The 21,255-nt window shown below is 47.4% G+C and carries 17 protein-coding genes; 6 read left to right on the top strand and 11 right to left on the bottom strand.

Features of this window, described 5'->3' with window-relative positions; genetic code table 11:
• The first annotated feature begins 240 nt into the window (after positions 1–240).
• Positions 241–1,269, top strand: coding sequence for a hemerythrin domain-containing protein (locus tag QUA44_RS13930; protein WP_333251838.1), 1,029 nt, complete (start codon positions 241–243; stop codon positions 1,267–1,269).
• A gap of 281 nt (positions 1,270–1,550) precedes the next feature.
• Here QUA44_RS13930 and QUA44_RS13925 read toward each other — a convergent pair whose 3' ends face one another.
• From QUA44_RS13925 to QUA44_RS13915, 3 genes are all read right to left on the bottom strand, one after another.
• On the bottom strand, positions 1,551–2,411 hold the full coding sequence (locus QUA44_RS13925; protein WP_333251837.1) for an SDR family oxidoreductase: 861 nt from the start codon (positions 2,409–2,411) through the stop codon (positions 1,551–1,553).
• Positions 2,412–2,634: 223 nt separating this feature from the next.
• Positions 2,635–5,061, bottom strand: a complete 2,427-nt coding sequence (locus tag QUA44_RS13920; protein WP_333251836.1) for an SdrD B-like domain-containing protein — start codon at positions 5,059–5,061, stop codon at positions 2,635–2,637.
• A gap of 542 nt (positions 5,062–5,603) precedes the next feature.
• Positions 5,604–7,532, bottom strand: coding sequence for an SdrD B-like domain-containing protein (locus QUA44_RS13915; RefSeq protein WP_333251835.1), 1,929 nt, complete (start codon positions 7,530–7,532; stop codon positions 5,604–5,606).
• 609 nt (positions 7,533–8,141) lie between these two features.
• Between QUA44_RS13915 and QUA44_RS13910 the strand changes: the two genes are divergently transcribed.
• Entirely contained in the window at positions 8,142–8,819 is a 678-nt protein-coding gene (locus QUA44_RS13910; protein ID WP_333251834.1) for a peptidoglycan-binding protein, read from the top strand.
• An 864-nt stretch (positions 8,820–9,683) separates the two neighbouring features.
• Here the strand turns inward: QUA44_RS13910 and QUA44_RS13905 are convergent.
• Complete coding sequence (locus QUA44_RS13905) at positions 9,684–11,561, bottom strand: DUF1565 domain-containing protein (RefSeq protein ID WP_333251833.1); 1,878 nt, start codon at positions 11,559–11,561, stop codon at positions 9,684–9,686.
• Positions 11,562–11,782: 221 nt separating this feature from the next.
• Between QUA44_RS13905 and QUA44_RS13900 the strand changes: the two genes are divergently transcribed.
• Both QUA44_RS13900 and thiS read left to right on the top strand, forming a co-directional pair.
• Complete coding sequence (locus QUA44_RS13900; RefSeq protein ID WP_333251832.1) at positions 11,783–12,886, top strand: thiamine phosphate synthase; 1,104 nt, start codon at positions 11,783–11,785, stop codon at positions 12,884–12,886.
• Positions 12,887–13,044: 158 nt separating this feature from the next.
• Positions 13,045–13,257, top strand: coding sequence for a sulfur carrier protein ThiS (gene thiS / locus QUA44_RS13895; RefSeq protein ID WP_333251842.1), 213 nt, complete (start codon positions 13,045–13,047; stop codon positions 13,255–13,257).
• Positions 13,258–13,322: 65 nt separating this feature from the next.
• On the opposite strand, the gene rpmA is transcribed toward thiS, so the two are convergent.
• The 5 genes from rpmA to QUA44_RS13870 form a co-directional block, all read right to left on the bottom strand.
• A complete protein-coding gene (gene rpmA / locus QUA44_RS13890; protein ID WP_106147021.1) occupies positions 13,323–13,619 on the bottom strand; it encodes a 50S ribosomal protein L27 in 297 nt (98 codons plus the stop codon).
• Between the two features lie 28 nt (positions 13,620–13,647).
• The gene (gene rplU, locus QUA44_RS13885; protein ID WP_333251831.1) at positions 13,648–14,040 is read right to left on the bottom strand and encodes a 50S ribosomal protein L21; all 393 of its coding nucleotides are present in this window, start codon (positions 14,038–14,040) and stop codon (positions 13,648–13,650) included.
• Between the two features lie 367 nt (positions 14,041–14,407).
• Positions 14,408–14,623, bottom strand: a complete 216-nt coding sequence (locus QUA44_RS13880; protein WP_015176895.1) for a hypothetical protein — start codon at positions 14,621–14,623, stop codon at positions 14,408–14,410.
• Between the two features lie 325 nt (positions 14,624–14,948).
• Entirely contained in the window at positions 14,949–15,458 is a 510-nt protein-coding gene (locus QUA44_RS13875) for a DUF3122 domain-containing protein (protein ID WP_333251830.1), read from the bottom strand.
• A 107-nt stretch (positions 15,459–15,565) separates the two neighbouring features.
• Entirely contained in the window at positions 15,566–16,552 is a 987-nt protein-coding gene (locus QUA44_RS13870; protein ID WP_333251829.1) for a hypothetical protein, read from the bottom strand.
• A gap of 279 nt (positions 16,553–16,831) precedes the next feature.
• Between QUA44_RS13870 and QUA44_RS13865 the strand changes: the two genes are divergently transcribed.
• Positions 16,832–18,349 carry an NB-ARC domain-containing protein gene (locus QUA44_RS13865; RefSeq protein ID WP_333251828.1) on the top strand — a complete coding sequence of 506 codons (1,518 nt, stop codon included), beginning with the start codon at positions 16,832–16,834 and terminating at the stop codon, positions 18,347–18,349.
• Between the two features lie 16 nt (positions 18,350–18,365).
• Here the strand turns inward: QUA44_RS13865 and QUA44_RS13860 are convergent, their stop codons facing one another.
• Positions 18,366–18,737 (bottom strand): c-type cytochrome, encoded by a 372-nt coding sequence (locus QUA44_RS13860; protein WP_333251827.1) that lies wholly within the window; start codon positions 18,735–18,737, stop codon positions 18,366–18,368.
• Positions 18,738–18,882: 145 nt separating this feature from the next.
• A complete protein-coding gene (gene glpK / locus QUA44_RS13855; protein WP_333251826.1) occupies positions 18,883–20,370 on the bottom strand; it encodes a glycerol kinase GlpK in 1,488 nt (495 codons plus the stop codon).
• Between the two features lie 213 nt (positions 20,371–20,583).
• Here glpK and QUA44_RS13850 point away from each other — a divergent pair, with 213 nt between their 5' ends.
• A complete protein-coding gene (locus QUA44_RS13850) occupies positions 20,584–21,168 on the top strand; it encodes an endonuclease dU (protein WP_333251825.1) in 585 nt (194 codons plus the stop codon).
• Positions 21,169–21,255: the final 87 nt, after the last annotated feature.

Raw genomic sequence — 21,255 nt, 5'->3', positions numbered from 1 at the left:
GTTCATAATTTATTCTGGTAGCACAATTCTTATCAACACTTAACTAATATTTGAGCAGCGATAAGTACAGAAGAGCCCTTTTTTTCAAGCAGTCTCAAGTACTTACCCTTTTTTTGCTCAAAAGTCAATAGGTTGCGCGGGATATTAATGAATCAGTCGGGAGAAAGAGGATGTTATCAGAATATTTCAATAAATTAAGAAATATAAGAACACTAAAGACATCCAGAGGAGACACGACAGATGGTAGCTACCTTAGAAGATACCAAGCGTCAAGCGATCGCGACTAAATTAGCAGACATGAAAGCGCTGCAAAACTTGTTGATCGCCAACGAGCAATTGTTCATCAATTCCTGCAACGACTCCGAACTAGCCCAGCGCTTCCGGGATATGCTTGAGGACGATCGCAAAAACTTGGGCGTATTGGAAACAACCATCATCCAATATGGCATTCAATCCGAGCCCAAAGAAACCACCACAAAAATGATCGAAGCAGTTCAGAAACTAATGAAAGGTTCTGAACTCACAATGTTTGAAAAAGTCGGTCAGCACGAACTGCTCAAACACCAACAAACAATGGCCGGCTTGTTAATTCATAAAGCCGCTCAAGTAGTCGGCGCCGACATCGAAGCAGCCATTACCCCCCTCAACACCGTTAACTTTGAGAACCGCGCTCACCAAGAACAACTCAAAGGAGTTCTCGAAATTTTAGGCGTGCGCGAACTGACCGGCAAAGACCCCGACCAAGGCGTTTGGGCTCGCGTGCAAGATGCAATGGCAGCCATGACCGGCATCATCGGCGGTGCTGTCACCCGCACCAAAGATGAGATGAACATCGTCGAAATCATCACAATGGATCACCGCAAAGTCGATACCCTATTTATGGAAATCGAAAAAACCGACGATCCGAAAAAATTGCAAGAATTCTTCGGTCAAATTTACAAAGACCTCAGCGTTCACGCAGAAGCCGAAGAACAAATTGTTTATCCCGCAGTTCGCAGCTACTACACTGATACCCAAGAACTGTACGACGAGCAAGCAGAAATGAAGCAAATGCTCGCCAAAATCAAGGCTATGAACCCCAGTTCTTCTGATTTCAAAGCTCAAATCAAACAGCTCAAAACAGCGGTTCAGGATCACGTCAAGCAAGAAGAAGGCGATATGTTCCCTCAAATTCGCCGCAACCTGAGCGAAGCACAAATGGAACAAATGGCTACTAAATTTAAAGCAGCCAAAAGCACGATGCAGCAAGAAATGGCTAACATGAGCTAATTCAGCAGCGAGCTAATTGTAGCTCTAGCTGAGTTCAAAACTAGCTAAACTGCAACCTATCAATCCCGCTACCCAGGTGGCGGGATTACTGTTTTGTGTGAAAAACAATATATATTACTTGTAGGGGCGGGTTTCACGAAAGATATTTCGGGTAATTAAAGAGATAAATAAACCCGCCCTCCTCCTTCTTTGGTTGTGGGGGGCGGGTTTATTTATATTATGAATGTCATCACAGATTTTCGGTAAAACCCGCCCCTACGAGCATTGCGAGCAAGAAGATTTTAGCCATTAATCACAGAACCGCCGTTGGGATGCAAAATTTGACCCGTCATGTAAGACGAATCTTTTGAAGCTAAAAACACGTAACTGGGAGCAACTTCATCGGGTTGACCGGCGCGTCCCAATGCCGTGTCTGCACCAAATTTCTCCACTTTTTCTTCAGGGAAAGTTGCAGGAATTAGAGGCGTCCAAATCGGGCCGGGAGCTACTCCGTTAACGCGAATTCCTTTCTCAGCTAAACTTTGAGACAAAGAGCGGGTAAAGGCAACAATTGCTCCTTTTGTGGAGGAGTAATCTAGCAATTGTTGATTGCCTTTGTAGGCGGTGACTGAGGTAGTGTTGATAATTGCACTTCCTTCTTTGAGGTGTTTGAGAGCGGCTTTTGTGAGGTAAAACATTGAGAAAATGTTGGTGCGGAAGGTGCGCTCTAATTGTTCGGCTGTGATGTCTTCGATGCTTTCTTGGGGATGCTGTTCGGCGGCGTTGTTGACGAGGATGTCGAGGCTACCAAATTCTTTAACTGTTTGTTCTACAAGGTTTTGACAAACGTTTTCGTCGCCGATGTCGCCGGCGATCGCAATACAGCGCCGGCCTTGTTGTTCGATCGCCTCTTTGGTCTTTTTGGCATCATCATCTTCGTTAAGATAGCTGATGACCACGTTAGCGCCTTCTTTGGCAAATGCAACAGCCACTGCACGCCCGATACCGCTGTCTCCGCCTGTAATTAAGGCTACTTTGCCGCGCAATTTGTCGCTACCGCGATAGCCCTCCGCGAAGGATTGGGGTTGCGGGGTCATTTGGGATTCAATACCGGGTTGCTGTTCTTGATGTTGAGCCGGATTAATCTTCTGTTCGGTTGGCATAAAAAAATTCTCTACGTTCTACCTCCATAAATAAAGGTTTTCTGGATGTAGGACATCGTTCTTTTTGCCGATCGTGCCCTACGACTAAAGACAGTTTGGGCGATCGAAACCGCTTGTTATAGTTGTCACAAAAGCAAAAAGCACGCCAAAAGATCATTTGACGTGCAGTTTAAACAAGCTAGTTGCTAATTGCTGAGTCTCAAACTAGAAACCCAAATTAAGATTAAAGCAGCGAATTCGTAGGAGGCTTAGGAGGAGCAACAAACAATGATTCATCGAGACCATTCTCTACTAAAAATGTTGCAATCAGCGAATTCGCCGAGTTTACCAACTCGTCGGTGTTAACAAAGCTGCTAACACCTTCAGTCTTATTTGCGATAAAGTTATCGGCGCTGTTGTCCGGTACCAGAGCCGCCACTGAACGGCTGGGGTTATTCAGCGGATCATTGGGGATGCTAGAACCAGTTACCCCACCCGTGCCGCCAGTCAATGGATCGAGGCTCAAATCAGTTAGCTCTGGCGCCGGCACGATCGGCGTTACAAAAGTAGATGGCCCCGGCACGGAGAACTCCACAGGGTTATCCCCTGTCGGAATCGGGAATGGGTTGGGAACGCCCGGAGCGTTGAAAACTTCCAATACCGAGTAGTTGCCCGGAGGTAAATTGGTGAACAGGGCAATACCACTGGCATCACTCCTTACCAGAGGCTCGGTAGCAGCATCGTAGCGCTCATTGTTGTTCAAATCCAAAGTGAACGGGATGCCCTCCAAAGGAGGCTCGCCCGGATCTGGAAGGCCGTTGCGGTTGTCGTCCCGGAATTTAGGAACTCGCAAGTTAAAGAACTGGCCGTTGCCCACCAAAGCACAACTAAAGGTTTGGTTTGCGCCCAGAACGATGTCTAGTGGTTGAGTAGTTTGGAAAGAATTGGAAGGCGTGACTTCCCGGACTCGGTAATTACCAGGGGTCAAATTGCCAAACTCCCAGCGGCCGAACTGATCGCTAACGGTACTTGCTTCTCCGGCATCAAGGGCGTCGTTACCGTTGCTGTCGAGGTAGATTGTGACCCCTGCGATCGGCGTTTCAAAGCCGTCTCGGTAGCCGTTGGCGTTCAAGTCTTGGAATTTGCACCCAGTGATCCGGCTGTTGGGGGTGTTGCCAAAGACGACGTTGGCATCTCGATTGCTGAGGTCGAACTGCACCCGATCCGGAGTAGTAGCACTAAAACCAGGTTGCGGCACTTCCCGAACCACATAATTGCCCGGTTCCAGGTTGGTGAAAGCACCACGCCCGTTCGCATCAGTTACTAGGGACTGTTCCCCTGTGTCGAGAGCGCCGTTGTCGTTGGCATCAAGGTAGACCGTGATGCCGCGAATGCCCACTTCCGGTAGACTGTTGCCCGGTTCGAAACGACCGTTAGCGTTCTGATCGTTGTATTTGAAGATCGTGATGTTGGGGCGCGTATTCCCGACAGCACCGATACCTTCATTTACCGAAATCGGGGTGAAGAAGACTGCGGGTTCCGGGTTGATCGGCGGGAACGGGGGCGGAAAGTTCGCCGAAACGATCCGCTGGCCGCCTGGAACTGTTGGATCTGCCACTATGAAAGGCAGCGATCCCTGCTGTCGCGATTCGGGCCCGGGGACTGTGACTTCTACCGGGTTCTCGGTAGTTGCAATTGGCGGCTGGTTGGGTATGGGTGTTTCAAAGGTTTCCAATACTGAGTAGCTGCCAGCTTTCAAATCTCTGAAGGTAGCCCTACCATCAGGGCCGGTTAACAGTCGCGGTTCGTCCTCGTCTGTCCTGCCGTTCTCGTTCAAATCGAGGATGAACGGGATGCCGGCGAGGGGAACTTCGCCTGCGTCTTGTATGCTGTTGGCGTTGTCGTCCCGGAATTTGAAGATCGGGATTTCGTACAGGGGAGTGTTGCCCACTTGAGCGCAGGCCCAGATTTCGTCCTGGCCGAGGTTAATGTCAAGCAGGGAGATGCTGCCGGGGGGCGTGCTTTGGGGAAAATCTTTTTCTAAAGGTTCAGTGCCCGGCCCGTTGGCTCGCTCTTCCCGAATCCGGTACAGCCCTGCCTGCAAATTGGTGAATCGGTACTCGCCGTTTCTATCAGTTAAGGTACTGGTGTCCCCTGCATCTAGCTGACCGTTGTTGTTGGCATCGATATAGATTCTGACGTTTTCCATCGGGGGTTCACTCCCGTCTCGAAAGCCGTCGTTATCTACGTCGAGGTATTTGCAGCCAATAATCTGACCGCCACCTGTAGCATTACCGAAGAACACTGTGGTATTCCTGCCCGCCAGGGTGACAACGACTGGGTTGGCAGTTGTCGGGCTGAAATTGGGTGGCGAGATTTCCGTGACAGTATAAGTGCCTGGAGGCAAGCCTGGAAATACGAAGTTTCCGCCGGCGTTAGTCAACGTCGAGGGTTCACCTGGCTCGAGAATGCCGTTGTTATTGTCGTCAATAAAGATTCGGACGTTGCCGATTCCCGGTTCGCCTCCATCTCGAATGCCGTTGCGGTTCTGGTCGTTGAACTTGATACCCTGGATACCCGCAGGAGCGTTGCCAAAATTGATGGTTGGATCTAGCACTACTGGGGGAAATACAGGAAATACCTGACTAGCTATTCTTTCGTCGTTTGCCATGATTTTCTTTTCCTTCACACCTAAATCTACGTAAGCTACAGGCTACTGTATCACTTTGTCAATCAGCAGTTAGCTGCTAGCGACTGACGATCGCTACTCAATCATACATACGTCTACGTTGCTCAAAGGTTCCTCATCTAACCTCCGGCTTACTCCAGCTTTGTCGCACGAGATTATATCAGGTTTTGAATAGCTGTGGCAATTTGAGCGCAATATCTTCAAGATTTGCGCCCTGAGTTCTTCTGCCCGTGGACACTTGCTGTTTAGAGCTGGAACAACGTTAAGATTCACTGAACCTCTGTGAATTGAGCGACCTGGCCACGAGGGCGATCGCACTTGGGGAATTGTCTGATAATTCCTAAAAACAGGTATGATACTGCCTCTGAATCTTGCTCCTGATCTACAAGCCAGCTTTGGGCTTCCCGGAACTCTGGCTATGCGTTGGAGGTTGCCAACAATAGGGTATCACGCGATCGCCCTTTAATCTCTTCCTTATTTTTATCTGCGGTTTGGGATTCGGGGCGATCGAGCTTTGTGTCACCCTAAATCACCGGGAAATCTCTTACACCCATCGGCACAACCGAGTGAGCGATCGCCCCATTAATTAATTCATTTCTATTGACAAATTCACCGATTTGTGAATTAGGCTCCAGACCGACATTCTGTTGCCCAAAGTTAGGAATATAACCTAAATTCGCCAAAGGTCGATCGGCCAAAAATTCACTACTAATTTGATAACTATCACGACCCTCGCTCAAAAGCAAGTTATAGGCCCCCATATTACCCGCAGGTTGCAGTTCCGCATAGCTGCTGGCATTCGTCAGCGGGTCGTCCTCGTCCTTCAAGGATTTAGCCGACCTAACCTCAGTATCTCCCGTCACCAAATCGATGCTGCTGGCCGCAATCTCTGCCGAGACAACAACCACCGCAGGCGGAGTCGTTTGAATAAAACCCGGCGGCGGAACTTCGCGGACAACATAACTACCTACAGGAACGTTACGGAAACTGTAATTGCCCTGAAGGTCGCTTAATGTACTCGCTTCACCCGGATCTAAACTGCTGTTATTGTTGAGGTCGATGTAAATTTGAGTATTGGCGATCGGCGGTTCCCCGGGATCTAGGCGGCCATTGGCATTAAAATCGTTAAATTTCACACCGCTGATCGTACCCGTTACCAACACGTTGCCAAAGCTGAGATTAGTGGCATTTGTGCCGTTGCCCACGGTGATTGGAGTCGGATTTGGCGTGGTTTGTCGAAAACCGGGCTGCGGGACTTCCCTAGCAACATAAGTTCCTTGAGGCAAATTGATAAAAGAGAAATTACCTTCGGGGTTGGTTAAAGTCGAAGGTTCGCCCGGATCTAAACTGCCGTTGTTGTTGAAATCAAGGTAAATCGGCCAGTTGGCAACTCTCGGTTCCGTCGGTTCGTTGATACTGTTAGCGTTGAGGTCGTTGAACTTGAAGCCGCTGATGCTGCCGGTGGGGAAATTGTTGCCGAAATTGAGGCCGACAGCGTTGGTATTGCCGGTGATGTCGATCGGGCCTGGATTTGGCGTAGTCTGTACCCATCCCGGTTGCTGGACTTCCCTCACCAAATATCGGCCGGGAGAAACATTGGCAAAAGTGTAGTTGCCTTGCGGGTTTGTGATGGTGTTGGGTTCGCCCGGTTCAAAGCTGCCGTTGCTGTTGAGGTCGAGGTAAATTGGCCAATTTGCCAGAGGCGGATCTGTCGCGTCTCTGACGCTGTTGGCATTGAGGTCGTTGAACTTGAGACCGCTGATGCTGCCGACAAAAAAGACATTGCCAAAATTGATGTTGTTGACAGTGGCGTTGGAAGTAACGTTAACCGGGCCGGGGTCAGGTGTGGTTTGGAGAAAACCCGGTTGTTGGACTTCTCTCACCAAATATGTATCTGCAGGAATATTGACAAAAGCGTAATTGCCTTCAACGTTTGTCAAAGTAACAGGTTCGTCGCCGTCTAGCCTGTTGTTGCGGTTGAGGTCGAGGTAAATTTGCCAGTTAGCTAGCCCTTGTTCCCCGGGATCTCGGCTGCTGTTGTTGTTGATGTCGTTGAATTTTGTGCCTGCGATCGTCCCTGCGTTAAAGTTATTGCCAAAATTGATATTGCCAGCGTTTGTGCCGCTGGTAATCGTGATGGGTGCGGGATTTGGGGTAGTTTGGCGAAAGTTCGGCTGCTGGACTTCCCTAACTTGGTAAGTTCCCGGCGGCAGGTTGGCGAAGATGTAGTTGCCTTGCGGGTTTGTAAAAGTGGAAGGTTCGTTAAATTCTGGCTGGCCATTGTTGTTGAGGTCGAGGTAGATTTGCCAGTTGGGAATGGGGACTTCTCCGGGATCAGGGCGGCCGTTGGCGTTAAAATCGTTGTATTTGGTGCCGCTGATGCTGCCGACTTGGAAGTTCCCGATGTTGACGTTGCCGATGTCTATTTGGCTGGCGGTTCTGGATTCGGACATGGTGTTGCTGGGGCCCAATGAACGCGGTTCAATGTTTTCTGTAGGGCAATCTAGCAGTTTTTTTGCCAATTGCAGCTATTTCAGGGGATAAATTATTTTTAGGAAAGGGAAGGGGAGGAGGGAGAGGGGGAGGAGGGAGAGGGGGAGAGTGGGAGAGTGGGAGAGGGGGAGAGGGGGAGAGGGGGAGAGTGAAAGAGGGGGAGAGTGGGAGAGTGGGAGAGTGGGAGAAGGGGAGAGGGGGAGAAGGGGAGAGGGGGAGAGGGGGAGAGTGAAAGAGGGAGAAAATCTTCACGCTTGACTTGTTCGCTCAAAACCCATCCGTTAAATCTGAGATGTTGCACCATTGTCAATAAGCCTTTTATGAACGGGCAAGATGCCCGTTCCACAAGAAAATCTACTCTTTGTGGAACAGGCCGGAGAGCCTGTTAAGAGAGAATGGTGCAAGATGTGAGTTAAATTCGCCCTTGCCAATCCGTTGCCGAACTTCACGCTTGACTTCTTTGCTTAACATCCATCCGTTACATCCCGTACATTGCTCGTTGCCGAAATTCCCAATTTTTCCAGATTTGATGTACGATCGCTACCAGTTTTGCAGAGGTCGAATTCCCAATGTCCCAAAACTTGACAGCAAGCTGGAATGAAGCCCGCGAGGTTCCGAGTTTGCTCTTCGGCTGGAGTTTGTGCGGTTTATTGGTAATGGGATCGATCGCCCCTACTCCTGCTGCTGCACAGCTACCTACCTCCGAACAGAGTAACAGCAACAGCCCGATCGCTCAAACAGGTGCGATCGTCCGCCCCACGCTCAAATTGGGCAGCCGCGGCTCAGAAGTGAGCGAACTCCAAGCTGCTCTTAAATTATTGGGCTTTTACGCTGACACTGTAGACGGGATTTTCTCGCAAAGCACTGCTAGAGCTGTGTCTCAGTTCCAGGAAGCAGCAGGCCTGGCTCCCGACGCCATAGTCGGTCAAGATACTTGGAACCGGCTGTTTCCAGCAGATCCGAGCGCGATCGAAAACCCGATCGCCAACGCTCCGGCAACTGCCGATAACTCAGAGATTAACCCCCAAGTGCAGCCAACTAATTTTCCGGTTTTGAGAAGACGAATGCGGGGGGTGGCAGTCAGAGATTTGCAAGAGCGGCTGCGGGCCAAGGGATTTTTGCGGGTGAGTGCTGACGGCGTGTTCGGCCCGGAAACTCAAGCTGCTGTCAAGGCGGCTCAGCGACAATATCAACTGCCAGCAGACGGCATTGTCGGCCGCGCAACTTGGGAAGCTCTGCTGCGTTGACAGCAAGCGAAAAGTGCCGGCTATGCACGTTGCGGTATCGGGCGATCGTACAAATTGTTAATAATCGCTTTTGGAAGTATTTCTTCACATCAAAAAGTGTCAAGTTTGGTAAACAAAGTGTTTTTATGCGCGCAGTTGGTGTTAACTTAAAAACATGAGGGGCAAAACCAAGAAGCACAAAAAACTTGGATAAAAAATTTGGAATTAGAGTATTTGTCCCGATCGGCTCTAGTTCGCAGGCAACGCCTGAACCGTGTAGCTTATTAGCAAAGAAAGGTTGACATTGCGATAGAGATTTGTTAAATAGCTTGAGGCTATTGGATTAATTGAAAGTTGCGATCGCACAACAGTCAAACACAGAAGTCTGAATAGACTCCGCTGATAGCTAGCTCGTCCGCAGAGTAGTTGCAAAAAAGTCCACCTTAGTTGTAGTTTGCTGAAACTCAGCATAGCTAAAAATCCACTTGAATCAACTTAATTTACAAAGTTTTTAGGGTCTGGCATCCGATATGCTAGGCCCTAAAATTTTGTTGTTGACAGTTGATAGTTGATATAGCAATCCTAAATGATTTGCGTAATTATTGTAGCAATCCCCCCGTGGTTGCCCCGATAGATAGGGGGTAGGCACGGGGGCACTACCCCTACAAATTTATCTGAATGATTTAGGATTGCTATAGTGGACAGTTGATAAACTAATAGACCTCTTGCAAAAGTCCTTTTAATAAAATTTTGGAACGGGCAAGATGCCCGTTCCACAAAAAACATTTTTTCTTTTGGAACGGGCATCTTGCCCGTCCTAGTTATTTTTGAAAGAGGTCTAAGGACTAATGACTAAGGACTAAGGACTAATGACTAATGACCATTTCATTTGATATCTTCAATTCGAGCATTCCAACCGTTAGCGCTGAGCATTTGTAGCAATTCCTCAGCTTTTTCGCGTTCCCGAAAAGCACCGGCTTGCATCACAGGTCGCCCGCTGGAAAAAGAGCGAAAAGCACCCGGAACCAGGGCTTGCATTTTTTGTCGATCGCCCGGCCTGTCAGTATCCACCACAACTCGATAGCGCAAACCCAAAGCGGAAGCTCGATCGAATGACGGCGAATTATCCGTGGCATCGGGCAAAGAATTCCCCCCTAAAGCAGCAGGTACATAGCCGCCCCTTCCGATCGGAATGTTGCGGCCCGGAACCGGCAATCTACCCTCGGAAGAAACCGAACTCGAACTATCAAAATTGGGAGAAATCATTGGTTGCTGTACCGAAATTTCCGAAACCGATCGAGAATTCGGATCGGGCACGGGAATTGCGATGACCCCTGGGACTACCGCTGAAGCAGCGGCAGTCCTCGGAGAAAGCTCTTGCTGCAACTGAGCGCTTCGCGGTGCGGGTCGATTTTGCACCGGTTGCCTGGAAACTGGCGCCGGTGGGGGCAGTGGCGCTCTTTGAACTCTGGGACTTAGCCGCCCGGGAGTGTAAGCAGGGAGAGAAGTGTCTGGGCCACCGATGCTGGGAGGTCGATCAATCGTTAGCTGCAAAGCACTTTCCCCCATTGCCCCAGGGGTAAAAGTTCCCGCCACATCAACCGATCCCGTAGTCCGGCTGCTCAACAATTGATTGCCGTAAGCTGGGATTACTTGACCTTTGGCCGCATTGTTCACATCGTACTGACCGTTGTTGCGAATAACATTGCCCCCCGGTTCGGCAGCAGTTCCCAAATCCGGCAGAGATCTCGATATCGCCACAATTCCGTCCCGCCGATTACTCTCGATATAATTGTTACGCAGCACAGGTCTAGCATCAGCTTGCACCACCACGCCATCTTTATTGCGAGTAATTTTGTTACCGATGAGCAGAGGCTTCGCGTTCTGCGCTACATTCACCCCAAATCCCGTGTTTTCAAACACATTATCTCGAACTTCCGGCTGGGAACTGCCAAAAATAGTAATGCCGTTAGCTCCATTTTTCGAGAAAACATTCCCGCCAATCGTCGGCCTGGAAGTACCCACTACCGAAATGCCGTCGTGAGTGCTGCCAGAAAAAGTATTGTTGACAACCGTCGGAGAACTCGATTCGATCCACAAAGCGTAACCGCGATAGTTGGTATTCGTCACCGTCACCCCGCTGAGTCCCGCCCCATCTGCGCCTAAAATCGCAATATTTTGACCCGCCGAAGTCGGACTGATAAAGTATCCTCCGCCTTTGATGACAATATTCTGACCGCGAGTGTTGGGATTTCCCTGAACTGTCACGCTGGGCCTTAACATTAATGGAAATTTTTCGCCGGTTTGCTCGCTGTAAGTACCGGGTGCTAGCAAAATCGCTGTTTTGGGCGGGGCCACGCTTAAAGCGTAGGTAAGGGTTTTAAACGGAGCTTGATCGCTGCCGTTGCCCCCCGTGTCGCTGCCACCAGTCGAGCTGACGTAGAGTATGTTAATGTCGCTCTGCGGCGTCTGAGAAAGTAGCTGCACTCCGGGTATCCCGGCAGCGATAACTGACGGTTGATGGTTGCAAAGAGCGGTCATCGCAAAGACGAGTAGAAGGCAAGAACTCAAACAAAATTTTTGCGATTTTTTTTCTTTGCACTCGCTATATTGAGAATTTAGGAGCATAAATAAACCCCACTGATTTGCGATCCGAGTTCCGCTTCCCGAGTTCGGTGTCCGGTTTTTGCGATCGAACTTTGATTTCACCCGCCTGCTGGGGTTTTCTTCTGTTAATCTTTTGTGTTGTTCTGCTAACCTCACGGCTCTCCTCCGAAGTGTGGTATGCAGTTTAACGATTCCACTCTCATCAAGTTTGATCTATTATGCTTTTTTTTCATCAAATTCAATAAAACTTAAAAAATTATTGTCTAATTTACATTGGTTTATGCCAAAATTAAGCCGCCTGCTTTGCCACAATCTTGACGGCGTGGGACAATGTAGCGGTTTGACGGGTGGGATTAACTATAACTAAGGTGCTTCTGATGACCGATAAACAAAACAGAACTTTACCGGCACAGCCAGCCCTCTGTCGGATTTTAGATGCAAATTTAGATCGATCGCGCGAAGGGTTGAGAATTATTGAAGAATGGTGCAGGTTTGGTCTTAACAGCGCCGATTTGGCTGGAGAGTGCAAGCAACTGCGCCAGGAATTGGCTGCTTGGCACGTCGCTGAATTGCGAAGTGCTAGGGATACGCCGGCTGATCCGGGTACGGAGTTGACTCACCCGCAGGAAGAGCAGCGTTCGAGCATTCAGCAGCTACTGGAGGCGAATTTCTGTCGGGTGGAAGAAGCTCTGCGGGTACTTGAAGAGTATGGCAAAATTTACGATCAGAATATGGGCGCGGCTTTTAAGCAGATGCGCTATCGGGTTTATACTCTCGAAAGCAATTTGCTGGCTTACCGGCGCTACCAGCAGTTACTTCGATCGCAGTTATACCTTGTAACTTCGCCGAGAGACAACTTGATGGGAGTGGTGGAAGCTGCTTTGCAAGGCGGACTGACTTTGGTGCAGTACCGCGACAAAAGCTCAGACGACGGCGTAAAGTTGGCTAACGCGCGCCAGTTGTGCGAACTTTGTCACCGCTACGATGCTTTGCTGATTGTCAACGATCGCGTGGATTTTGCGATCGCAGCGGATGCCGACGGCGTACACTTAGGACAGGGAGATTTGCCTGTGGCGGAAGCGCGCAAGTTGCTCGGCCCGGGACGCATCATCGGTTGTTCGACTACGAATGGCGAGGAAATGCAGCGAGCTGTTGATGCGGGAGCCGACTATATTGGAGTTGGGCCGGTTTACTCCACTCCTACTAAACCTGATAAACAGGCGGCGGGTTTGGACTATGTGCGGTATGCTGCTGATAAGTCGCCGATTCCGTGGTTTGCGATCGGCTCAATTGATATCAACAACCTCGATGAAGTATTGAATGCCGGAGCTCAAAGGGTTGCCGCAGTACGATCGATTATGGAAGCAGAACAACCTACTTTAGTCACGCAGTTTTTCATCTCGCAGTTGATTCGGATGCAGAATCTGAAAGCTCAGAAAGCTTTGCACGGAAAAGCTAGGTTTATTGGCTCAGTTGATTAGCGATTTTTCGGGCGGGTTTCGTATACCGATATAACCCGTCTGAGTTCGGGTTTTGTCTGACTTTCTGGCGGTTGAAACCGGCGAGTCTTTTCATTTCAAGCGTATTGAAATATAATTTTTGTACCGAGGCAGCTCTAAAAACTGATAATATTTGAATGATGACAAATCAAATTGCGCTGCAAGTTAACGGAGAAAAACGCAATTGTGCGATCGACACACCGTTACCAAAATTACTAGAACAGCTAGGATTAAACCCGCGCTTAATAGCTGTGGAGTACAACGGCGAAATCCTGCACAAACAATTTTGGGAAACCACACAAATACAAGAGGGCGACATCCTAGAAGTTGTCACAATTGTCGGAGGAGGTTAGATAAAACGGCGGTTGAAACCGCCCAATTTTATGCGTTCCCAGGCAAAACCCAGGAACGCATAAAATTAAACTGCGACAGCTTCAGCCACAGGTGCAACCACAGTTGCAACCACAGGATAAACGCTAAGTTTCTTGCGAGTTTTGCCCTTTCTTTCAAAAGTCACAACACCATCAATCATGGCAAACAAAGTATCATCTCTGCCGATACCGACATTATTACCAGGGTGAACCTTCGTCCCGCGTTGACGAATCAAAATGTTGCCAGCTCTGACAACTTGACCGCCGTACTTTTTGACACCCAGACGCTGGGAATTAGAATCGCGTCCGTTACGTGTGCTGCCTGTACCTTTCTTATGGGCCATAATGTCCTCAACTTTATTTACTTATTGTTTATTCTGATTCAATTTCGCCAGTTTGGGGAGCTTCAACAACTTCTTGAGTTAAGTCTCTCGCTGCCAAAACAACACCATTGACTGTAATAGAGTCAATCATAAACCGAGTTGTTTCTTGGCGGTGTCCTTTTTTCTTCCGAGTTTTCTTTTTCGGCTTCATCTTGTAGACGAGGACTTTGCGGCCCCGGAAATGCCGGAGCACGGTTCCTTCTACAGTCGCATTTTCTAGTAAAGGCTGGCCGATGTGAACGTCGTCTTCGTGCTGGATCAGAAATACTTTGTCAATGGTGACTTTGGATTCCGCTTCAACGTGAAGCAGTTCGATGTCGTAGAAGCGGCCTGGTTCTACTCGAAATTGTTTGCCGCCGGTTTCAATGATTGCGTAAGTCATGGGATGGTTGTTGAGATTGCCGTACAGGTAGCTGATGAGTCATTGGTCATTGGTCGTTGTGGACTTTTGACGGCTGACTGCTCTCCAGCTTTTGGAATGTCTTAACCTGATCCGAGCCGGATTTAGACAGACAATCTACTATTATTGCGGATTATTGGAGTTTTGTCAAGGTAAAATGTACATAATCTTTTCTAATTGTTAGTTTGAGAACAGATTTGTGGGGATTTTTTATGAACAGGCTTTCCGGGCTGTTCCACAAAGAGTGAATTTTCTTGTGGGGTGGGCCCGAGAGCACGCGCCCGAAAGGCCGATCGACATAGGAAGGCCGATCGACCTTATTCTATCCAAAAGCGCGATCGAACGGGATTCAAGCCGTGGCAGAACATTTGCGCGATCGCAACAATTCCAAAGCTTGCTGCTTCACCCTACCTTCCATCACCTCTTTTTGCAAATTAATAAAAGCCTCAAAATCTTCTAAACCGTACTTAGTCATCTGCAACTGCTGTCGCAACTGTTCTTCAGCCTCAACCGTTAAGTAACCTGTTGCCAAAGCTTTTCGGACAATTTTACTGATTAAAGTCATACTAGATTCACCCTGAAGACGCGCACGTTAAAACACTGGAGTCTTGTCAACCGACTAACTCAGATTTTAGTTTGTTTCATAATTACCCTTCAAATAGGTTAAATCTACCTTAAGGTCTATGTAAATAAAGTTATTTTTAATACATCCCTGAAACTTGAGCGATTTTAAATGTATAGTGCGATTAAATTGATCTATTTAGTTTTTGCCCTCCTGTATTATTCTTCAAGTAGGTTAAATCTACCTTAAGGCATAATTTAAACCTAATGATTTGTGACATTGGAAATTGTATCGATTTTAAATGTAGAGTGCGCTTAAATTAGTATATTTAGTTTCTCTCTAACAACAGCCGCCATTCTCTGACAGCAAAAGGAGGAACCAGCAACGCAGCTTTTTTTTCACCTTTCACAGGCAAGTTCAACCGCAAAGGCTGATTACTTTCGACTTGTGTAATGATTGATTTAAAATCGTATTCTCCGACATTAATCGGCAAATCCGACTCGCTCCAAATATCATTAGCCATGCCCATTGCGCGACTTCCCGCAGCCACATTCAGCGGCACAGGGTGCTGCAATTCTGTTCCGGGAAACCCTACCAATCTCAGATTAAAAGAGTTTACTACTCCCGACTTTACTCGCTTGTACAAAACCACTTGCCACGCTTTGTCATCAGTATCGCGCAGGCTTTGTACGGAACGAAACATTACTGTTTTGGCAGTTTCTGGATATTTGTGAATCGAAGCCAAAGCGGGCGCGCTGAGAGTTAAGGTTAGATACAAGCACAAGCTAATGATTGTTAAAGCCTTGAAAAAAGAAGGTTTTGCACTGAGATTGTTCATAGGACGACCAAAATATCGCTTGTTACCCAGAAGTTTGATAGATAAAAAAGTAGGGTGCGTGCGGCGCACCCTACTACTCATTTTAAACCTATAATCCCACTGCCTGCTTAAGCGGGGGGAAGAGCATAAAAAGCAACGCCCTCATCCCGGAAATCTGACCTCATCTGTACATCCCGCCGATCCGCTTGGCTTGAGGTGAAAAAGTGTGTAATATTTTGCGAATTTTCCCGTTCCCTCGACAGGTTGGTAAAACGATAGACGGGTATTGCACCCGAAACTGCCGTGTTATATGAATTGAAAACCTCCCCCTCAGCACGAAACTGGGGTAAGTTGTCGCGAATAAACTGTATGTCAGTAGGTTTATTCGTATAGAAATAGGTTCCTGATGCGGTATTGAAGAAGCGTTGAACCTTTGCGTTACCGTTGGCTGGAGCGATAAAGTCATCGCCTTCACTCTGGTAACGAGCAGGGTTGTTTAGTCGGTCAGCTTTCTCTGACGGGTCTGTGGTATAAAAATGCGATCCTGCCTGCTTGTCAAAGAAACGCCGGACGGGAAGATCGCCTGTTAGAGGGTCACCGGGAAGGCCCCGGATGATGTTGCCTGCTGCATCTAAAGTCCCACCTGTTACGGGGTCTTTCAAGGCGACATTGCCATTGGGAGTTGAAACCTGTAATGTGAAAGGCTGAGGAGTTGATGTTAACGCACTAAAGCTAGTCACGCGGAGTAAATAGTCCACACCAGGCACACTTGTAAGCGGGTCAGAAGCACCATTGAAGTAGTCGGTACTAGGACTCGGTATTTTTGAGTTCAGGATGACGGTGGGGATCTCATCATCATTCCGAGCCACAAAAGTACCCGTCTGATCGAGATTCGCACCCTTGCTGCCTTTGGGTATCTGAAAGACTTCCACGTAAGGGTCGTAGCTAGCGCTCAGATCTTTAAAAAGATTGATTGATATTGGCTGATTAACTAACTGTACTTCTAAGATGTAATCTTTAAAGGGAGTTGTTGCACCAGCAGCATCGTTCTGGTTGGGAGTAAAGAGATTGTTGTCTGTTGCAGTTAGCCGATTTGTCAGTTGAACTGATGCCATTTAAACTGTCCTCTTAACTTTTCTGATAGCAGGAGTTATAAAATCCTGCTCTCTACATTTATAAAATACTCAAGACTGATAAGTTACCTAACAGCTATTAGTATTTTTATTAGGTATTTTTGTGAGAAGTACACCAACACAGGGATAGGCTTTATTTACAATAAATTTTATAACGTATCTAAAATATCCTCACAAGCCAGTAAAAATACTTAATAAGTTAGATCCTTAATCTGGTAAAATCATAAATAATTATGAGTGTGCTTCTGCTTGTGAATATACATGACACCTCCAAATAAACCCTTACAAATACCAGAACCAAAGTTTATAGAGGCTGCGGCTTGGTGGAATCTCGAACAGTTATATGCAGACTTGACAGCAGCCAAGCAAGAGTACGCTAGCAGTGGAAAGCAGCGACTCACTCCTTTAGAAAAAACTTACCTGCGAGGATTGCTTTGCAATTATAGTCCGCCGGAAATTGCCGCCGCACTCCATCGCGACTGTGCGGGTATTAGAGTAGACTTATCGAGAGGGCTGTATCGCTACATAGAAGTTTTGACGCTGCAACACCCGAAAGACTGGAAAGAAATCCCAACTATGCTAGAAATATTTGGTTATAAACAAAAGATTCATGGAGAAACGTTCCATTCTAAATTCATAAATTATACCCAAACTCGCATCGAAAATCGAACTGAATGGGGGCTGGCGGTGGATACGTCTATTTTCTACGGGCGTACAACAGAACTTGCTAACTTAGAGCAATGGATTTTACATGAAAACTGTCGCTTAGTTACTATATTGGGTATGGGGGGCATTGGCAAAACTGCTTTAGCATCTAAGCTAACAGATATGATTAAACACCAGTTTGAGTGCTTGATTTGGCTCAACCTCAGTCATGCACCTCTGTTGGCAGATACTCTGGTAAATTTAATCGAATTTTTATCAGATCAACCGCCAAACGATTTAAATAAATTGCAGTTAATTACTCAGGATAAAAAGATTTTTCAAGCTGCGATATCGCAGCTTGAAATTTCCCTGGATCACCTAATCGCTTCCACCAATGGAATAGAACCGACAATCATCGCTGATGGTATCCAGCGGCTGATTCAGTGTTTACAAAAGCGTCGCTGCCTAATAATCTTAGATGAGTGGGAAGCTATTTTCAGCACTCAGCAGTTAACAGGAAATTATCGAGAAGGATATCAAGTATATGGGGAATTTCTGAAACAAGTAGGAAAATCGCAGCATCAAAGTTGCTTGCTGTTGACTAGCTGCGAAAAACCTAAAGAAATTGCAGCGTTAGAAGGTGATAATCAATCTGTACGGTCATTAAAATTGGGAGGTTTGGGAGAGGCGGCTGTGGAAATCCTTAAAAACAAGGGTTTGTCTGAAGAAGGTGAATACTCGGAACTGATAGAGACCTACAGCGGCAATCCTTTGGCGTTAAAAATAGTAACAACAACTATTAAGGATATGTTTGGCGGCAGCATTGCTAATTTTTTAAGAAATGGGCTGTTTCTGGGAGATTATAGCGATACGTTATCTCGGCAGTTTAATCGCTTATCAGCATTAGAAATCGAACTATTATACTCTATGGCGAAAGAAGTCAAACCTGTTGATATTGAAAATTTCTACTCAGATATTCAGCAAGAGCAAGGTTCAGAATTGCTGAGGGCGCTGGAATCGCTTTTAAGGCGATCGCTAATTGAAACAGTCCAAGCCGAAAGTGAAACTCTGTTCGCGCTTCAACCTGCGATCAAGAAATATCTGATGTCTGTGGCAAGATTGCCTAAGCTATAAATAATCTACCGAGGTTCTATTTCCAATCGGTTTCGGCTTGGGATAGCACGTAGGCTGAAACATCGATAATTTGTTGTTCTGACAAACGATCTTTGTAAGCGGGCATAATTCCTTTACCGTTGGTTACTAGGTTGGAAATATTGGCGATGGAATCCATGCCGTATTTTTTTAAGGCTTTTTGTTTCAAGTTTTTGCCGCGCCTGATAATGTTGCCGCCGTTGATGTGACAGCCGGCACAGTTGGTGCTGAATACTTCGGCTGCGGTTGCGGGATTTGTGGCTGTATCTGCGATCGCCATTTGGGAAGTAGTGGCGATTTCTACAAATGTTAGCATCAGTATTAATAAAACGGCGGCGAGGATTTTTTTAAAGTTATTTAGCGAAATCATCTATTGGCAGGTTGAAAAATAGTGGTTGACTTGATGATATCACTAAATACATAGCCGGAACAGGCAAGATGCCTGTTCCACAAAGAGTGAATTTTTAATCTACTTGTGGGGCGCTGCTCCTAGCCCGCCCCTAAAGGCTTTATATTCATTCTTCCCAATCGAAGGTGCGGGAAACTGCTTTTTTCCAAAAGCGATATTTTTGCTCGCGAAGTGCGATCGGCATTTCGGGTTCCCAAGTACAATCCACCGCCCAATTATCCCGCAATTCTGCTAGTTTACTCCAAAAACCCACCGCCAAACCAGCCGCATAAGCCGCCCCCAGTGCAGTAGTTTCCGCTACCACAGGCCGCACCACAGGCACTCCCAAAACATCGCTCTGAAACTGCATCAGCGTGTGATTTCCCACCATCCCACCGTCTACTTTTAAAGACAAAAGCTGCACACCAGAATCCTGATTCATTGCATCCAATACTTCCCGCGTTTGCCACGCTGTCGCTTCCAATACTGCGCGGGCAATGTGTGCCTTAGTCACGTAGCGAGTTAAACCTGCAATTACTCCCCGCGCGCTGTCTTTCCAATAGGGCGCGTAGAGTCCAGAAAAAGCCGGCACAATGTAAACTCCGCCGCTATCTTCGACTGTATTTGCTAATGTTTCTACTTCCGCAGATGTGTTGATGATGCCCAAATTGTCCCGCAGCCACTGCACTAATGCTCCGGCGATCGCAATACTGCCTTCGAGAGCATACACAGCGGGCGATTCCCCCATCTTGTAGGCAACTGTTGTTAGTAATCCTTGCTTTGAAGGGACGATCGCCTCACCAGTATTCAGCAGCATAAAACAGCCCGTACCGTAAGTATTTTTCGCCTCCCCAACATTGAAACAAGTTTGCCCAACCAGAGCCGCCTGCTGATCGCCCAAAGCAGCAGCAATTGGAACACCATCTAACAATCCTTTTGCAGTACCAAAAATGTGACTCGAAGGGCGAATTTCTGGCAGCATCTGGCGGGGAATTCCCATTATTGCCAAAGTTTCAGCATCCCAATCGAGGGTTTGCAAATCCATCAACATTGTGCGGCTGGCATTGGTAACATCGGTAACGTGCGCGCCGCCTGTCAGGTGCCAAATTAGAAAAGCATCGACATTGCCAAAAATCGCATCACCTCGAATTGCCGCTTCCCGCAATCCTGCAATATTGTCCAGCATCCACTTGATTTTCGGCCCGCTAAAATAAGTTGCTAGCGGCAAACCGCATCGTTCTCGAAATCGATTTTTGCCCTCAATTTCCGCTAAATTATCGCACAGAAAGCGAGTGCGGGTATCTTGCCAAACAATCGCATTTCCGTAAGGTTTGCCAGTTTTTCTGTCCCAAACAATTGTAGTTTCGCGCTGGTTGGTAATGCCGAGGGCAGCAATATCTTTGGGGTCGATATTGCCGATTTCGAGGGCATTTTTAATCACGCTTTGGGTGCGCTGCCAAATTTCATCAGGATTGTGTTCAACCCATCCCGGTTGTGGATAAATCTGCTGGTGCTCTTGTTGGTTGCTGCAAATTATCTGTCCCAGGCGATCGAATACGATAAATCTGGTGCTGGTGGTTCCTTGGTCGATCGCTGCTACGTATTTTTTTAACAATTGTCTAAAACCTTTTTTGTTATGATGTCTTTAACAGACCTCTTGCATTCCCCAGCTTTCCAATCATGAAATTATCTGCGTTGATCTGTGTTGATATGCCTTGCATCTGCGGTTGATTTATCAATCAAAAATTTAGGCAAGAGGTCTAACGTCTATGATAGTATGTAAAAGTCAAATTAATCTCAAAAACTTTAGTTTAGGGAACTCCATATTTTGAAACTGGCAGATTTGCTGAGGCTCGATCGCACAATTAAGGTTATTGGCTTTGATGACGCTCCGTTTTCTCGTACAAGCGGCAGCATGGTGTCGATCGCGGGCATAGTCTGCGGGGGAACTCGATTTGAAGGAATGGTGTGGGGACAAGTCCTCCCAGACGGATTAGATGCCACGGATGCTATTTCTGGGCTACTTCTCGGAGGCAAATTTCTGCCGCAATTGCATCTCGTTTTGCTAGACGGAATTGCTTTCGGTGGCTTCAATATTATTGACCTTCCCGAGTTAGCATCGCGGCTGCAAATTCCTTGCGTTGCTGTCATGCGTCGCCAACCAGATTTAGCTGCTATTGAAAAAGCCCTCGGCCATTTGCCAGACTCGGAATACCGTTTAGAATTGTTGCGTCGCGCTGGGAAAATCCACGCTTTTGAACCTTTCTTTTTTCAAGTTTGCGGCGAAAAACCCGAAGTAATTGCGCTGGTGCTTCAGTGTTTGACAGATACTGGGAAAGTTCCTGAAGCTTTGCGTTTAGCTCATTTGATTGGTGCGGCGGTAATTACTGGAGTTAGTGGCAGTTCTGCTTGAATTATTGTTAATAACGGGCAAGATGCCCGTTCCACAAAAAGTAAATTTTCTTATGGGTGGGCCGGAGATCCCGTTAATAACGGGCAA

Source organism: Microcoleus sp. N9_A2 (assembly GCF_036701775.1).
GTDB lineage: Bacteria > Cyanobacteriota > Cyanobacteriia > Cyanobacteriales > Microcoleaceae > Microcoleus.
Note: the sequence above shows the minus strand (reverse complement) of the source record. Positions and strands in the feature narration are given on the sequence as shown.

Excerpts from the sequence above, each read along its gene's own strand:
- QUA44_RS13930 (WP_333251838.1), top strand. The coding sequence starts at position 241 with ATGGTAGCTACCTTAGAAGATACCAAGCGTCAAGCGATCGCGACTAAA.
- QUA44_RS13925 (WP_333251837.1), bottom strand. The coding sequence starts at position 2,411 with ATGCCAACCGAACAGAAGATTAATCCGGCTCAACATCAAGAACAGCAA.
- QUA44_RS13920 (WP_333251836.1), bottom strand. The coding sequence starts at position 5,061 with ATGGCAAACGACGAAAGAATAGCTAGTCAGGTATTTCCTGTATTTCCC.
- QUA44_RS13915 (WP_333251835.1), bottom strand. The coding sequence starts at position 7,532 with ATGTCCGAATCCAGAACCGCCAGCCAAATAGACATCGGCAACGTCAAC.
- QUA44_RS13910 (WP_333251834.1), top strand. The coding sequence starts at position 8,142 with ATGTCCCAAAACTTGACAGCAAGCTGGAATGAAGCCCGCGAGGTTCCG.
- QUA44_RS13900 (WP_333251832.1), top strand. The coding sequence starts at position 11,783 with ATGACCGATAAACAAAACAGAACTTTACCGGCACAGCCAGCCCTCTGT.
- thiS (WP_333251842.1), top strand. The coding sequence starts at position 13,045 with ATGACAAATCAAATTGCGCTGCAAGTTAACGGAGAAAAACGCAATTGT.
- rpmA (WP_106147021.1), bottom strand. The coding sequence starts at position 13,619 with ATGGCCCATAAGAAAGGTACAGGCAGCACACGTAACGGACGCGATTCT.
- rplU (WP_333251831.1), bottom strand. The coding sequence starts at position 14,040 with ATGACTTACGCAATCATTGAAACCGGCGGCAAACAATTTCGAGTAGAA.
- QUA44_RS13880 (WP_015176895.1), bottom strand. The coding sequence starts at position 14,623 with ATGACTTTAATCAGTAAAATTGTCCGAAAAGCTTTGGCAACAGGTTAC.
- QUA44_RS13875 (WP_333251830.1), bottom strand. The coding sequence starts at position 15,458 with ATGAACAATCTCAGTGCAAAACCTTCTTTTTTCAAGGCTTTAACAATC.
- QUA44_RS13870 (WP_333251829.1), bottom strand. The coding sequence starts at position 16,552 with ATGGCATCAGTTCAACTGACAAATCGGCTAACTGCAACAGACAACAAT.
- QUA44_RS13865 (WP_333251828.1), top strand. The coding sequence starts at position 16,832 with ATGACACCTCCAAATAAACCCTTACAAATACCAGAACCAAAGTTTATA.
- QUA44_RS13860 (WP_333251827.1), bottom strand. The coding sequence starts at position 18,737 with ATGATTTCGCTAAATAACTTTAAAAAAATCCTCGCCGCCGTTTTATTA.